The following is a 14368-nucleotide window of genomic DNA, read 5'->3' as shown; positions in this document are numbered from 1 at the left end:
CCTTGGTTACAGAAGCTGGTTTCGGCCGGGGTGCAGAATTAGCGGATGAGCTTCTAACCTACCGAGCTTTTCGCACGTCGAGGTCTAGCGCGATAGCGACTCGATCGAGGCTCATGGGCAAACCGAGGGGCGGACCAGACCATGGGGCAATGCCACTGAGTAGGATCGAAAAACCTCCGCACAGCCATCGAATGGGGTGGCGCCGGGTCAGCCACGTGGACAGGTAGGCGCGCTCGAAGGCCGCGTTGAACGCCCCTTTGGCTCAGAGGGTTCGACCATGTGGCCAGCGTCTTATCGGACTTCTTAAGAATTAGGTCCTCTTCGTTTAAGCGTTAGCCGTGCTGTCTTGTTTCCATTTTTCCTCATATCTCCGTGGACTGAGGTAATCCAGTCAAGAGTGCGGGTGGACGTCATTAATAGTGCCGTGGCCACAGGGGCACGAGCATGCGGGCGTGATCAAGGTTGTCGATGCTGTTGTCCTCTAGCAGCTCGTTTCGCATACGGTGATGAAACGACTCAACGAATCGGTTATGCCACAGCTGGCCTGGCGGGGATGAACGCGTGGATTGTCTTATCCTCACTAGCCCAGGTTTTGGGGCGTGGGCTGGTGGATTCTGGTCCGTTATCCATCCAGATCACCTTTGGGCGCTCGTCATGTTCGATTGGAGCTGGGTCAAGTAGTTTTACCATCGAATCCGTATCGAAGTTCTGGTCGACTGTGAAGGCGACGTGTTCGCGGGTGTGTTCATCGATAATGGTGCAGATCTGGATCGTCTCTTGATCGTCGTGTCGTGCTAGGTGGAATCGCATTGTAAATCCAGCGTCCGTGTATCGTTCGGGTACCGGCCAGTGGTAACATCCCGCAGGCTGTAACCATCGAGGCGTGTCGTGTTTCTTTCTGGCCGGCTCCCCGCCGAGCCTCCTCACGTCAGATCCAGCGGACGGTTCCCCGGCATACCCCGTACCCTTACGCTTGAGCTTTGATCCCGGATTGCCGGTGTCCCCACCGGCGGTGTTCTTTGGCGAAGGCGTGTATGAACGCCTGCGAAGGAGGTGTACTTATCTGGCTGACTCTCGCGGACTCTGGCAGGCCGTTAGGTGCTGCGGGAAAGCCCGACAATCCGGCGGGCAAGCCTGTGGGAATAACCCAGCTCCACCAAGTGTGAAACGGCATCATGGCGGCGAGCTGGGCTGAGAAGGCTGTCTCAGCCAACTCCTTTAAAGCCGCTTTATCCAGCTCAGCCTGCCCCAACAGACGCTTTAGACGGATGTTCTCGTCACGAAGTCGCTAGAGTTCTCTAGCCTCACTCTTGGTCATCGCCTCATTCGTTGCTTGCCACCGGTTCAGAGTTGCTTCGCAGATCCCCGGCCTGGTAAGGATCTGGGCCGTAATCGAGCCTGCTTCCTTCGAATTACGGGCTTTATCGAGCTTACGAAGCGCCCTGCTCGGGAGTGTGTTTGCCGAAACTTTTTCACTATTGCTTCATTCCCCCATACACAGGCAAGGGCATCAACGGGCAATACTCACGTCACCTAGACCTAAAAACCTAAGGAATTCTACCGGATCCTAGCTCGAAAATGTACTACGATAAATTTTGGCAAATCCTTAGAGCACACCGTTGGCGTAAACAAGGCCTTCGGGTAGCGGCTGGTTTGAGCTCCAGCTCCATCACAAAACTAAGCAAAGAGGCCAACCTGCAAACCGATACTTTGATACGGATCTGCGAAGCACCTAACTGCGGCATTGCCGATATCTGTGAACGGGAGTTAGTGAGCGAATAATGAAAAACTTTGCGTTTCTTGAAGACTCGTTTCCTTCGTTAGCAAACCTGGGTAGCTTGGCTGAGGCTTATCGGCAGTCTGATCCTAATTCGGCTTTGATTAAGCTTGGCATGCTTTGTGAGTCGATCGTGTCGATGATGTACAAGTTTGATGGGGTTCGAGAACCTTTTGATAACTCTGCGGTAAAGCGAATTGACACCCTTGAAAGAGAAGGACTCCTTCCAAAAGATGTAGTCGATGTTCTACATCTAGTGCGAAAGGCACGAAACAAGGCAGCCCACGAAGGGTGGGGCGATGAAGAGTCTGCGGCGCAGTTTCTTCCTATGGTTCATTCCGTGGCTGGCTGGTTTGCGCACACGTATGGGCCACTTCATCTTCGGATTCCGACTTATTCCCTGACATCGTTTGTTGAAGAACCCATCGAGCTGCTGGAAGACAAGGAAGCTAGGCTCAAACGAGACGACGAGAACAAGGCCGAGAAGTCAACTCCAGTTAGCAAGCGTGAACGGGTATCGCGTGCGTCTCGTGCAGCGAATCAAAGACCACGTACAGAGGCTGAAACCAGGCTCATGATTGATGAGCAGCTTCGAAACGCTGGGTGGGAAGCAGATACCGAGCGACTTCGCTATGCGCGTGGGACGCGGCCGGAGGCAGGACGTAATCTTGCGATTGCTGAGTGGCCTACCAATTCGACGGTGGGAAGAAGCGGACGAGCAGATTACGCGCTGTTCATCGGGGAGGCTCTGGTAGCGGTAATCGAGGCTAAGGCTGACCATGTGGACATCCCGTCCGTGCTTGATTACCAAGCTAAGGATTATGCCCGGCTCATTAAGCCTGAGCATTACGATCTGACGCTTGGCCACTGGGGCGGCTACCGGGTTCCGTTTATCTTCGCCACCAATGCGCGCCCCTACCTCGATCAGCTCAAGACGAAATCGGGCGTGTGGTTCCTCGATGTTCGCAGTGCGTTGAACGCTCCTCGTGCTCTCCACGGCTGGCCGAGCCCCGAAGGGCTCCAAGCCATCTTGGACGCAGACAGTGACACAGCGGACCATAGGCTCGCTTCCTACAGTGATGATCTCCTGACCGACCCTAGTGGCCTGAACCTGCGTGATTATCAGGCTGCTGCGATTCACGCCGCAGAAAAAGCCGTGTCGGATGGGCAGAGCCACGCTTTGCTCGCAATGGCAACGGGTACTGGTAAAACCCGCACCGTTCTCGGGATGATCTACCGTTTCCTGAAAGCCAAGCGTTTTAGGAGGATTCTGTTCCTTGTAGATCGGACGGCTCTCGGTGAGCAGGCACTCGATGCATTTCAAGATGTCAAACTTGAAGAGCTGATGAGCCTCGACCAACTCTATGACATCAAGGGCCTAGAAGACCTTGAGATCGATACGGAGACGAAAGTCCGGGTTTCAACAGTCCAAGCAATGGTCAAACGGGTTTTCTATCCCGATGATCAGGTCGTGCCCGCAGTCACGGATTACGACTTAATCATCGTTGACGAAGCACACCGAGGCTACCTCCTCGACAAGGAGATGACTGATGATGAAGTGCTCTACCGTGACCAGTTCGACTATCAATCGGCCTACCGCAATCTGATTGACTACTTCGATGCGTTCAAAATTGCATTGACGGCGACGCCTGCGTTGCACACCACAGAGATTTTCGGAACACCGGTCTACACCTACTCTTATCGGGAAGCTGTCATGGATGGTTGGTTGGTCGACCATGATGCGCCACATCGACTGACCACGAAGCTGTCTACGGACGGGATTTCCTTTGGTAAAGGCGAGACACTGCCGATTTACGATCCGCAGACCGGTGAAATCACCAACAGCGAGGAACTCGCTGATGAGGTGACCTTCGATGTTGAACAGTTCAATCGGCAGGTCATCACTGAGGAATTCAACCGAACCGTCTTGGCCGAGATTGCTCGTGATCTCGACCCGAGCTCACCCGATCAATTCGGCAAGGCACTCATCTACGCTGTTGATGACGCGCATGCGGACATGATCGTGGCGATTTTGAAGGAAATCTATGCGGCCAGTGGTGTCGAGCCGGAAGCGATCATGAAGATCACCGGCAGTGTAGCGGGCGGTAACAAGAAGAAGATTCAGGAAGCGATCAAGCGCTTCAAGAATGAACGCTACCCGTCGATTGTCGTTACCGTTGACCTACTGACCACCGGCATTGATGTGCCATCCATTACGTCATTGGTGTTCATGCGGCGAGTGAAGTCTCGCATCCTGTTTGAACAGATGCTAGGTCGTGCCACACGGTTGTGCTCGGAAATCGACAAGGACAAGTTCGATATCTACGATCCAGTCGGGGTCTACGATGCTCTCGAGCAGGTCAACACGATGAAACCAGTTGTGGTCAATCCCAACACCCGCTTCACCGATCTGCTCGAAGGCCTCACCGTCATTGACGACGAAGACTCCCAGAAATCAGTTATTGAGCAAATCGTGGCTAAGCTTCAGCGTCGCAAGCAGCGTATGAAAGCAGCAGCCGCCGAGCAGGTCACCGACCTTGCTGGTGGGCAGTCGATGTCGACGGTTATCGACCAGCTCAAGCAGCTTTCACCCGCTGACGCTGCTGCGTGGGTGCATGACCATGCGGAACTGTTCGCCTACCTGGATTCCACCACGCTCGGCGAGCCACGTCGCGTGGTGATCTCGCACCAACCCGATGAACTCCTCACCCATACACGAGATTTCGGTGACAGTGCCTCACCAGGTGACTACCTTGATGAATTCACCCAATTCATCAAGAACAACACCAATGAAATCGCCGCACTCAACATCATCTGTACACGCCCGGCTGATTTGACCCGCGGGCAGTTGAAGTCGCTGAAACTTGCCCTCGATCGTGAAGGGTTTACTGAGCAGAAGCTATCGAGTGCCGTATCTCAGTTGTCCAACAAAGAGATCGCTGCCGACATCATCTCACTTGTCCGACGATACGCACTCGGCTCACCACTGGTCAGCCACGAAGAACGCGTTAGAAACGCGGTCAGCAAGCTCAAAGCTGGGCATAGCTTTTCCAAGGTAGAGCTTGGGTGGCTATCGCGAGTTGAGCAGTATCTGGAGAACGAGCTCCTTCTTACGCCTGAGGTGTTTGATGAAGACCCTCGGTTCCGGCAGCAAGGAGGTTTTACCCGTGTCGATATCGCTTTCGGAGGTAACCTCGACAGCGTGATCAATGAGTTCAACAAATATCTTTACGAAACTGAAGAGAGTATCGCGTGAATAACAAAGAAATTGTCGCCAAGCTCTGGAACCTCTCGAATGTGCTTCGTGATGACGGAATCACATACCACGAGTACGTTACTGAGCTGACCTACATCCTCTTTTTGAAGATGGCGAAGGAAACCGGTGCGGAGGTGGGAATTCCTGTTGAATACCGCTGGGATGTGCTGCGGGCAAAATCAGGTGTTGACCTGAAGCACTACTACCGAGACTTGCTCCAGCGCCTAGGCGAAGAAGCACGTGGGCCGGTTCGACAGATCTACACTGGGGCGTCGACGACCATCGACGAGCCGAAGAACCTCGAGAAGATTATCTCGTCCATTGATGAGCTCGACTGGTTTTCTGCGCGCGAGGAGGGCCTCGGTAATCTCTATGAAGGTCTACTCGAGAAGAACGCTAATGAGAAGAAATCCGGGGCTGGTCAGTACTTTACGCCCCGCGTACTCATTGACGTCATGGTCCGACTCGTCAACCCCCAGCCCGGAGAGCGCTGTAACGATCCCGCTTGTGGAACTTTTGGGTTCATGATCGCGGCCAGTGAGCACGTGAGACAACAAACTGCCGACTTCTTTGACCTCAGTGAAATCGAAGCCAATTTTGAGGTCAAGGAAGCTTTCACTGGAGTTGAGCTCGTCCGCGATACGCATAGGCTTGCGCTGATGAACGCGATGCTGCACGGGATTGAAGCACCTATTTTGTTGGGCGACACCCTGTCCCCGTTGGGAAAGGATGTCAAGGGCTACGATGTTGTACTTACCAACCCGCCGTTTGGAACGAAGCGTGGTGGTGAACGCGCCACTCGCGATGACCTTACTTTCCCAACGTCGAACAAGCAGCTGAACTTTTTGCAGCACATCTACCGCAGTCTTAAACCAGGTGGGCGCGCTGCAGTCGTTTTGCCGGACAACGTTTTGTTTGCTGACGGAGACGGCCGCAGGATTCGTGAAGACCTGATGGATAAGTGCAATTTGCACACCATCTTGCGCCTGCCAACAGGAATTTTCTATGCCCAAGGCGTAAAAACCAATGTTCTCTTCTTCGAACGAGGTCGCACCGATAACGGCAATACCAAAGAGGTTTGGTACTACGATTTGCGTACCAACATGCCTTCATTTGGTAAGCGGAACCCGCTAGCAACAGAGCACTTCGCTAGTTTCGAAGCCGTCTACACCGCTCCCGACCGGGCGAGCATTGAGGATGAACGGTGGACTCGTTTCAGCCGAGAGGAGATTCGAGACAAGGACGACACGCTCGATATTGGTCTGGTTCAGGAGGAAGCTGAACAGATCGATTGGGCTTCCTACGACCCTGCCGAGCAGATCAACGAAGCGGCAGACCTCCTCGAGGAAGCTCTTGGCCTGCTCCGCTCCCTTGCTGCCGATCTCCAAGACGGTGAGGAAGTCTGATGGCACGAATGAAATCCCTCCCTCTGGTCGAGGACTTCGACGGTATCCCTGACGAGGCGCTCATCCCCAAAGAAGAACAACCGTACCCGATCCCTAAACACTGGAAATGGGTTCGGCTCGGTTCGGCCTGCAAAGTGAACCCTTCTAGAGACAATATTTCGTCTGTTCCTGTCGAAACAGATGTAACCTTTGTACCAATGGCCGCGGTATCAGATGTGACGGGGCAGATCGAAGACCCTGATTTTAGAAAGCTGCAACAAGTCGCTAAAGGCTATACATCTTTTCAAACCGGCGATGTCCTTTTCGCCAAGATCACACCGTGTATGGAGAACGGTAAATCTGCAATCGTCCCTGATCTGCTTAATGGGCTCGGATATGGCTCGACAGAGTTTTTCGTTCTTAGGCCATCGCCTGCTCTCAACTCTAGGTTCTTACATGCCTTTGTCCGACAACACACGTTTCGAGCTCAAGCAAAAGAAGTTATGGCAGGTGCAGTAGGCCAACAAAGAGTCCCTAAGTGGTTTCTGGAGCAATTTCCATTTCCCCTTCCTCCGCTTGAAGAGCAACAAGGAATCATCGAAAAGCTTGCGGAGAACCTGCAGAGGATCGACAAGGCAGTCGACCGTATCGAAGTGTTCTTGGAGGGGGCTGATCGTCGAACTGAGAGCCTCTTAGAGGCGGCGATTCGGGGCCAGCTCACTGAAGAATGGCGCAACCAACGCGGCGTCCGTCGAGAGGATTGGATATCCACAACCCTTGGTGAATCCTTTAAATGGTCTTCCGGTGGTACACCATCTCGAAAGAACCCGGATTACTATACCGGGGACATTCCATGGGTAAAGTCCGGAGAATTGCCGGATGGCGTAATCTCCGAGACGGAGGAGCGTATCACCGAGCTTGCTATTAAGAACTCAAGTGCGAAGGTTTTCCCCAAGGGATCCGTCGCCATCGCGATGTACGGCGCCACCATCGGTAAGGTCGGCATTCTTGCTATGGACGCTGCGACCAACCAGGCAATAGCCGTCGCGAGGAGTGCGGAGCACACACTTGAGCGGTTCCTCTTTTTTTACCTACGGGCAAATCGAATTAAGTTCATTGCATTAGGTAAAGGTGGCGCTCAACCAAATATCTCTCAAAAGGTAATTAAGGCGTTCCCCTATGAACTACCGAGTATCCAAGAGCAAAAGGAAATCTTGCGTCTCATTGACCTTAATCTCGACATTCATTCAAACGTTGAGGCTCTAGCGGAGGGATCACGAAACAAGCTCGTTGAATCTAGATGCTTGCTCGTTTCGGCGGCATTAAGAGGACAGCTTGCTTTGACTTCTCCAGTGAAGAAGAGGAATATCGACAGTTTTTAGCGCTATCAGAACCTTTTGGCGCATCCTTTGGCGGCGGTGACACAACGGTTCAGTATGCCCGGCAGTTCTTCCGGGGCCGAAGCGTCTGCGCTACGTGGTAGCTCCATCCGGCGCTAGATGGGTATCCTTGTTGCCGTTTTCCTCCTGGTAAACCCCGATAAGTGACGGCAGGCTTCGCTCCACTCTTGTATCCAATCCGTAGGCTTGTGCGACTCATGTACCGGTTCCGGGGCTTTGCTGTTCCGGTTTGCCAAACACCTCGGTATCGACAACATCGAGGACGGCCTGTACGGCCAGGAAATCAACCCGACCAACCACGCGCTGTTACGCACGAACATGCTGTTGCACGGTGTTCCGTTTGAGAAGTTCGACATTCGCATAGGCTGCACCCTCATGGACCCGCAGCACCTCGACGTGCAGCCGGTTGACGTTATCATGGCCGAACTTAAAACAGACGGGCTGGTGAGCCAAGCTTCTCCTCCGCAGTCGGTGCGTAGGGTTCTTGCAAATTGTACGCATTCCGCTCTTTATGTTTCGACGGACCGGTCTGCTTCGCCGGTGAAACCGTGGCCGGCTGTGGGGCATCGTTAAGCACCGAGACGGAAAACAGACGCGGAGGGGCTTTCCTGGCCGGGGTACGGTGAAGCTATGACTATCCCTGACCGCATCCGGGTCCGCGCCGCGCGGGTGAACAACCTGCGCTCCGTGGACGTTGATATTCCCCTGTACTCGCTGGTGGGCATCGCCGGCGTGTCCGGCTCGGGCAAGTCCTCCTTGGCGCGGGGTGTGCTGTATGCGGAGGGCTCTCGCCGGTACATCGAGGCCCTGTCGACGTATACGCGGCGGCGGATGACGCAGAGCCCGCGCGCGGCCGTAGACTCCGTCGAGCACATCCCGGCCGCACTGGCCCTGCGCCAGCGTCCGGCGATGCCGGGGATTCGCTCCACCTTCGGTACCTCGACAGAGCTGCTCAACGTGGTGCGCCTGATGTTCTCCCGGCTGAGCTCCCACGTCTGCCCGCGCGGGCACCGGGTAGCGCCCACCATTGATGTCGCCGCGGAGACGCCGTTTATGTGCCCCACCTGCGGCGAGCAGGTCAAGGCGCCGGGCGCGGAGGAGCTGTCCTTTAACTCCACGGGCGCGTGCGCTACGTGCCAGGGCACCGCGCTGGTGCGCGCGGTCGATGACGCGGCGCTCGTGCCCGATCCGTCGAAAACCATCGACGAGGGTGCGGTGGTTCCGTGGCAGATGTTCGGCTTCAACGTGCAGCCGGACATCGCGCGGGAGTTCGGCGTGCGCACCGACGTTCCGTGGAGCGAGCTCGAGGACTGGGAACGGCAGGTTGTCTTCGACGGCCCCGAGGAAAAGAAGCACATCACGGTTACGAGTAAGAAGGGCGTGCACGAGCTAGATTTCACGTTCCGCAATGCCCGGCTGACCGTGACGAAGGAGCTGGAGCGCGCCGACACCGAGAAGCGCTTGGCGAAGGTCAACCGCTTCCTGAAGGAAGACATCTGCCCGGACTGCCAGGGCACCCGGTTGAGTCCGGCGGCGCGGCAGCCGCGCATCGGCGAGCGCAACCTGGCTGATGTCACCGCCATGAGCCTGGACGACGTGCTGGCCTGGGCCCAGGGCGTGCCCGCCGAGGTCCCGCAGGAGATGCAGGACATGGCAGGCGCGCTGGTCGACACTCTCACCGGTATGGCCCGCCGCCTGGTTGAGCTCGGCCTGGGGTATCTCTCCTTGGACCGGGCCGGATCCACGCTGTCCATGGGGGAGCGCCAGCGCGTGCAGCTCGCCCGCGCGGTGCGCAACCGCACCACCGGCGTCCTGTATGTGCTGGACGAGCCCTCTATCGGGCTGCACCCGGTCAACGTCGACGGCCTGCTGGGCGTGATGCGGGATCTGCTCACCGACGGCAACTCGGTGGTCTTCGTCGACCACGACGTACAGATCCTCAATAAGGCGGACTGGCTGGTGGAAATCGGCCCGGGCTCCGGAAGCAAGGGCGGCACCGTCATCGCCGAGGGGCACCCCGACGCGGTCGCCCAGGACTCCCATTCCTTGCTGGGTGAATTCCTCTCCGGCGATCACTTCACCCCGACGCGAATCGCCGCCGCGGCGGACGAGGTCTTCGGACTCGGGGCGATCCACCTCGAGGCCGACGCCATCCACACGGTCAAGCCGTTGAGCGTGGATATCCCGCTGGGGCGGCTGACCGCGATCACCGGCGTATCCGGCTCCGGAAAGAGCACGCTGCTACTGGAATCCCTCGTACCCGCCCTTCAAGCCCGGGCGCAGTCGGCGGCGCTACCCGCGCACGTCAGCGACCTGAAAGCCCCGGAGGGCATGCGGGTCCAGCTGATTGACGCTAGCCCGATCGGCCAGAACGTCCGCTCGACCGTGGCTACCTACTCCGGCGTCCTGGACGAGCTGCGCAAGGCCTACGCCGCGGTGGAGGCAGCGCGCGAGGACGGGCTGAGCGCCTCGGACTATTCCTACAACACCGGCTCGCTAGCGTGCCCGCGGTGCAAGGGGACCGGGGAGGTGACTCTGGACGTGCAGTTCCTACCCGACGTGGAGATCGTCTGCCCGGAGTGCGACGGCAGCCGCTACGCCCCGGAGGCTAACCGCTACCAGCGCAACGGTCTAAGCCTGCCCGAGCTGCTCGGGCGCACCGCCCACGAGGCGCTGCAGTTTACGGAGGACCTGCCGCGGGTGCACAAGAAGCTGGCGGAACTCGATGACCTTGGCCTGGGCTACCTGACGCTGGGGGAGGCGACCCCGGCCCTGTCCGGCGGGGAGGCCCAGCGCCTCAAGCTGGTCAGTCAGATGAACCGCGACCACAGCGACGCGGTCTTCGTGCTGGACGAGCCCAGCGTGGGCCTGCACCCGCTCGATGTCCGCACGCTGGTGTCCGTGCTCGACGCGCTGACCAAGCGCGGCGCGACGGTTATCGTCATCGAGCACGACCTCAACCTCATCGCGGATGCCGACTACATCATCGACTTAGGCCCAGGCGGCGGTGAGGACGGCGGGGAGATTCTCGCCACCGGCACGCCCGACCAGGTGGCGGACTCCCCGCAGTCGGTGACCGGCCGTTACCTGGCCCGCCGGCTGGGTAACTAGGGGCTCGGTGGGGTGAGTCTTTAGCTTGTGGTGCTCGGCTGTTGGGGTGGACCTTGGCAGCGCTTAGTGGCTGAGCACGGCGTGGGCGATGAGGGAGTCGATGCGGCGAACGTCGACATCCCGGCCGAGCTTGATCTTGATGTGGCCGGCGCGCGTCCACAGCTCGACCTCGGCGGTGAAGTCAAACATCTTGCCGGCGTTTTCGCTCGACCACATGTTGATGGCGCTGTAGGGGAGCGAATAGATTTCTACCTTCTTGCCGGATAGGCCCTGGGCGTCGCGGACGATGAGGCGCTTGGAGGTAAATACCGCGGAGTCGCGGAAGGTCTTGAAGGCGGCGTAGGGCTGCTCTCCCTCGATGAGCAGGCATAGATGTCGTCCGGGATGGGGATTTCGGCGGCGAACACCCACTCGGTAATCGTCGACATTTCCATGGTTTTGTCTCCTCTTGATGGGGCGGTGAAGTCTCTTTATCTTTCCATATCCGTTGCGGGAAAGGCTGGGAATAGCTGTGGTTCGGGTTGAGCTTGTGTCCCAGACTGAGTGTGGCCTGCCCGCTGCCTGGGGGTGGGGTATGAGGTGTCATACATTGGTTTGATCTTCGCTTCCACCCTGTACTTTCAGGTAAGGCAAACCTTAATATGTAGGAAATGAACGAGCTGAGGTCAGTTCCACGGAGGCCTTGGCGGCGGGCGCGCTTTGCGCACTGCGTACTCGGAAGGAGAACAACAATGGCCTCGACTGCCACGATGACGGAACGCACTCAAGTGGTCCAGCCGCTGTCCCAGACGTTGCGGGACGAGACGGCGCGGGCACACGAGGGCGCGGAAGGCTCGGAGTTCATGACCGCGCTGATTAGGGGCGGCCTGGACGCGGAGGCGGTGCACGCCCTGACCGGCCAGCTGTGGTTTATCTACGACGCGCTGGAGACCACCGTGCGGCGGGTAGCACACACCGCGCTGGGGTCTGCGGTGGCGGACCCGCGCCTGGAGCGCCGGCCGGCCCTGGAGAACGACCTGGCAAACATGATGGGTTCCGACTGGCGTGAGAAGGTCCGGATTCTGCCGGCCACCGCGCGCTACGTGGCCCGCTTGGAGTCGCTGGGCGAAGATGAGGCGGCCCGGGTTATCGCGCACCACTACGTGCGCTACCTGGGGGATATCTCCGGCGGCCAGGTCATCGCGGCGCGGCTGGGCACCATCTACGACATTGACGCGGACGCGCTGCGCTTCTACGATTTCGCCGCCATCGGCAAGATTCCGCCGTACCGGGCGGCCTACCGCTGCCAGCTGGACGAGCTGCCGCTGAGCGCTAGCGAGCGGGAGGCGCTGATTGCGGAGGCCCAAGAGGCGTTCGCCTTCAACACCGCGGTCTTTGCGGACCTGAGCGGGGCCCGCGCGGCCCGGCAGCCGCAGCCGGTGCGCTAGGCGCGAGGGTCGCGCGTGGGGGCGCGCGCGTGGTGGGAGTGCGTGGGAAATTATCGGCCTCTGACCGTTTCGCCGGTTGGTGAACTGGGGAAACGGTTTTTCGCGGTGACCGGGGTCGATATTTCTTGGAAGGTTAGGGGGGAAATATCGGCTTTTGTGCGTGGGGTGCGGGTGCGGCCGGCGGGGATGGCTGCGTTGAGTGATAGGGGTAGATAATTCCCGACGGGGGTTGGTGGGGTCGGTGTTCCCGTCGGGTTGGGGGCGCTGTCTTAGCGTTGGAGGAGCTCGAGCAGGTCGGCTTGGACCTCGCGGCGGCGGATCTTGCCCATCTGGTCGCGGGCGAGTTCCTCGAAGTGGTAGAAGGTGCGCGGGACCTTGTAGCGGGTCAGGCGCTGTCGGGCGAAGTCCTGCATGCCCTGCGGGTCCAAGGCGGCGCCGTCGCGGAGGGTCACGCAGGCGACGACGTCCTCGGAGCCGTCCTTGCGGGGGCGGCCCACCACGGCTACGTCGGTGACGTCCGGGTGGGAGAGGATCGTTTCCTCGACCTCCGCGGGGTAGACGTTGAAGCCGCCGGTGATGATGACCTCCTTGATGCGGGCGACCAGGCGAATGAAGCCGTCTTCTTCCATGACGGCCATATCGCCGGTGCGGAACCAGTCCTTGTAGAAGGACTTCTCGGTCGCTTCCGGGTTGTTGAGGTAGCCGGAAAAGACCTGCGGGCCGCGGACGAGCAGCTCGCCTTCCTCGCCGTCCGGCAGGGTGACCGAGGGATCGTCCGGATCGGCCACGCGGGCCTCAGTATTGGGGAAGGGGAGGCCGATGTAGCCGGGGCGGCGGTGCTCGTTCATCGGGTTGCCGCAGATGACCGGGGAGGTCTCCGTCAGGCCGTAGCCTTCCACCAGCATTCCGCCGGTGGTTGCCTCCCACTTTTCCACCGTGGCGACCGGCAGGGTGGCCGCACCCGAGAAGGACTTCTTGATGCCCTTGAGGCTCACGCCCTTGTCCTTGGCGGCGTCGGCGAGCTTCTCGTAAAGCGTCGGCACGCCCGGGAACCAGGTAGGCATGTGCTTTTTGACCACGCCCAGGATGAGGTCCATCTTCGGGGCGGGCAGCAGGATAACCTCAGCGCCGACGAAGATGGACATCGTGCACACCGCGGTCATGCCGTAGGCGTGGAAGAGCGGGAGGGCGGCCAGGAAGCGCTCGGGTTCCTCGCCCAGGTTGGGCACCCAGGCGATGGCCATCAGGCAGTTGGACTGCAGGTTGCGGTGGGTGAGCACCGCGCCCTTGGGCGCACCGGTGGTACCGGAGGTGTAGAGGATGAGCGCCGGGTCGGCCGGACGGATATCCGCCGGGGTGAGGTTGCGGCCGTCGCCGCCGATGGCGGAGCTGAGCAGCGTGGACCAGGGGACCGAGCCCGGGGCCGGGGCGGTGAGCTGTTCCCGCTTGGCCTTGATGGGCGGCACCGGCAGCTTGAGGGCTAGCTGCTGCAGGCGCGGCATGGCCTCAGTCATGTCGACGGAGATGATGGTCTCCAAAGTGGTGGTCGAGCGCAGCGGCTCCAGGGTGGCGGCGGCCTTGTCCCAGGCGATGGCCACGCGGGCGCCGTGGTCGCTAAACAGGCCCTCCAGCTCGTAGCTGGTGTAGAGCGGGTTGTGTTCGACCACGGTGGCGCCTAGGTGCAGGATGGCGTGGAAGGCGATGATGTGCTGCGGGCAGTTCGGCAGCACGATGGCCACCCGGTCGCCGGGGCGGATGCCGAAGGCCTTGAGCCCGGCCGCGGCGGCGCGGACCTGCTGGTCCAGCTCGGTGTAGGTGAGGGTGCGACCGAAGAAATAGGTGGCCGGTCGGTCCCCGTTTTCGGAGAGGTTGCGCTGGTAGACGTCCACGAGGGTTTCATTGCCTATTTCCACCTCCGCAGGGGTCCAGTCGCCGTAGTGCTGGGTCCAGGCTCGGGTCTCATAGGCCGACATACGAGTGCGATTACCTTCCGTAGGAGAACAAAACTATAC

General features: G+C 59.0%; 8 protein-coding genes and 2 pseudogenes. 7 read left to right on the top strand and 3 right to left on the bottom strand.

Going from position 1 to position 14368, the window contains the following annotated elements; all coding sequences use genetic code 11:
• Positions 1 to 413: 413 nt before the first annotated feature.
• On the bottom strand, positions 414 to 581 hold the full coding sequence (locus VVR85_RS10905; RefSeq protein ID WP_368520896.1) for an integrase core domain-containing protein: 168 nt from the start codon (positions 579 to 581) through the stop codon (positions 414 to 416).
• A gap of 997 nt (positions 582 to 1578) precedes the next feature.
• Here VVR85_RS10905 and VVR85_RS10895 point away from each other — a divergent pair.
• From VVR85_RS10895 to VVR85_RS10870, 6 genes are all read left to right on the top strand, one after another.
• Entirely contained in the window at positions 1579 to 1782 is a 204-nt protein-coding gene (locus VVR85_RS10895; RefSeq protein WP_368520894.1) for a helix-turn-helix domain-containing protein, read from the top strand.
• Positions 1782 to 5033, top strand: a complete 3252-nt coding sequence (gene hsdR, locus VVR85_RS10890) for a type I restriction-modification system endonuclease (protein ID WP_368520893.1) — start codon at positions 1782 to 1784, stop codon at positions 5031 to 5033. The genes VVR85_RS10895 and hsdR overlap by 1 nt, the downstream gene beginning before the upstream one ends.
• On the top strand, positions 5030 to 6439 hold the full coding sequence (locus tag VVR85_RS10885; protein WP_368520892.1) for an N-6 DNA methylase: 1410 nt from the start codon (positions 5030 to 5032) through the stop codon (positions 6437 to 6439). The genes hsdR and VVR85_RS10885 overlap by 4 nt, the downstream gene beginning before the upstream one ends.
• Complete coding sequence (locus VVR85_RS10880; RefSeq protein WP_368520891.1) at positions 6439 to 7800, top strand: restriction endonuclease subunit S; 1362 nt, start codon at positions 6439 to 6441, stop codon at positions 7798 to 7800. The genes VVR85_RS10885 and VVR85_RS10880 overlap by 1 nt, the downstream gene beginning before the upstream one ends.
• A gap of 204 nt (positions 7801 to 8004) precedes the next feature.
• On the top strand, positions 8005 to 8391 hold the full coding sequence (locus VVR85_RS10875; RefSeq protein WP_368520890.1) for an N-6 DNA methylase: 387 nt from the start codon (positions 8005 to 8007) through the stop codon (positions 8389 to 8391).
• A 57-nt stretch (positions 8392 to 8448) separates the two neighbouring features.
• Positions 8449 to 10929, top strand: a complete 2481-nt coding sequence (locus tag VVR85_RS10870; RefSeq protein WP_368520889.1) for an excinuclease ABC subunit UvrA — start codon at positions 8449 to 8451, stop codon at positions 10927 to 10929.
• Positions 10930 to 10992: 63 nt separating this feature from the next.
• Here the strand turns inward: VVR85_RS10870 and VVR85_RS10865 are convergent.
• A pseudogene (locus VVR85_RS10865) lies at positions 10993 to 11363 on the bottom strand (PH domain-containing protein).
• Positions 11364 to 11660: 297 nt separating this feature from the next.
• Here VVR85_RS10865 and VVR85_RS10860 point away from each other — a divergent pair.
• Positions 11661 to 12356 carry a heme oxygenase (biliverdin-producing) gene (locus tag VVR85_RS10860; RefSeq protein WP_368520888.1) on the top strand — a complete coding sequence of 232 codons (696 nt, stop codon included), beginning with the start codon at positions 11661 to 11663 and terminating at the stop codon, positions 12354 to 12356.
• A gap of 269 nt (positions 12357 to 12625) precedes the next feature.
• Here VVR85_RS10860 and VVR85_RS10855 read toward each other — a convergent pair.
• Positions 12626 to 14332: pseudogene (locus VVR85_RS10855) on the bottom strand (long-chain-fatty-acid--CoA ligase); the annotation flags it as partial.
• Between the last annotated feature and the right edge of the window lie 36 nt (positions 14333 to 14368).

This window comes from Corynebacterium sp. LK2590 (genome assembly GCF_040946105.1).
In the GTDB taxonomy this organism is placed as follows: domain Bacteria; phylum Actinomycetota; class Actinomycetes; order Mycobacteriales; family Mycobacteriaceae; genus Corynebacterium.
Note: the sequence above shows the minus strand (reverse complement) of the source record. Positions and strands in the feature narration are given on the sequence as shown.

Bases quoted from the DNA above. Each gene is read 5' to 3' on its own strand.
- VVR85_RS10895 (WP_368520894.1), top strand. From the start codon at position 1,579: ATGTACTACGATAAATTTTGGCAAATCCTTAGAGCACACCGTTGGCGT.
- hsdR (WP_368520893.1), top strand. From the start codon at position 1,782: ATGAAAAACTTTGCGTTTCTTGAAGACTCGTTTCCTTCGTTAGCAAAC.
- VVR85_RS10880 (WP_368520891.1), top strand. From the start codon at position 6,439: ATGGCACGAATGAAATCCCTCCCTCTGGTCGAGGACTTCGACGGTATC.
- VVR85_RS10870 (WP_368520889.1), top strand. From the start codon at position 8,449: ATGACTATCCCTGACCGCATCCGGGTCCGCGCCGCGCGGGTGAACAAC.
- VVR85_RS10860 (WP_368520888.1), top strand. From the start codon at position 11,661: ATGGCCTCGACTGCCACGATGACGGAACGCACTCAAGTGGTCCAGCCG.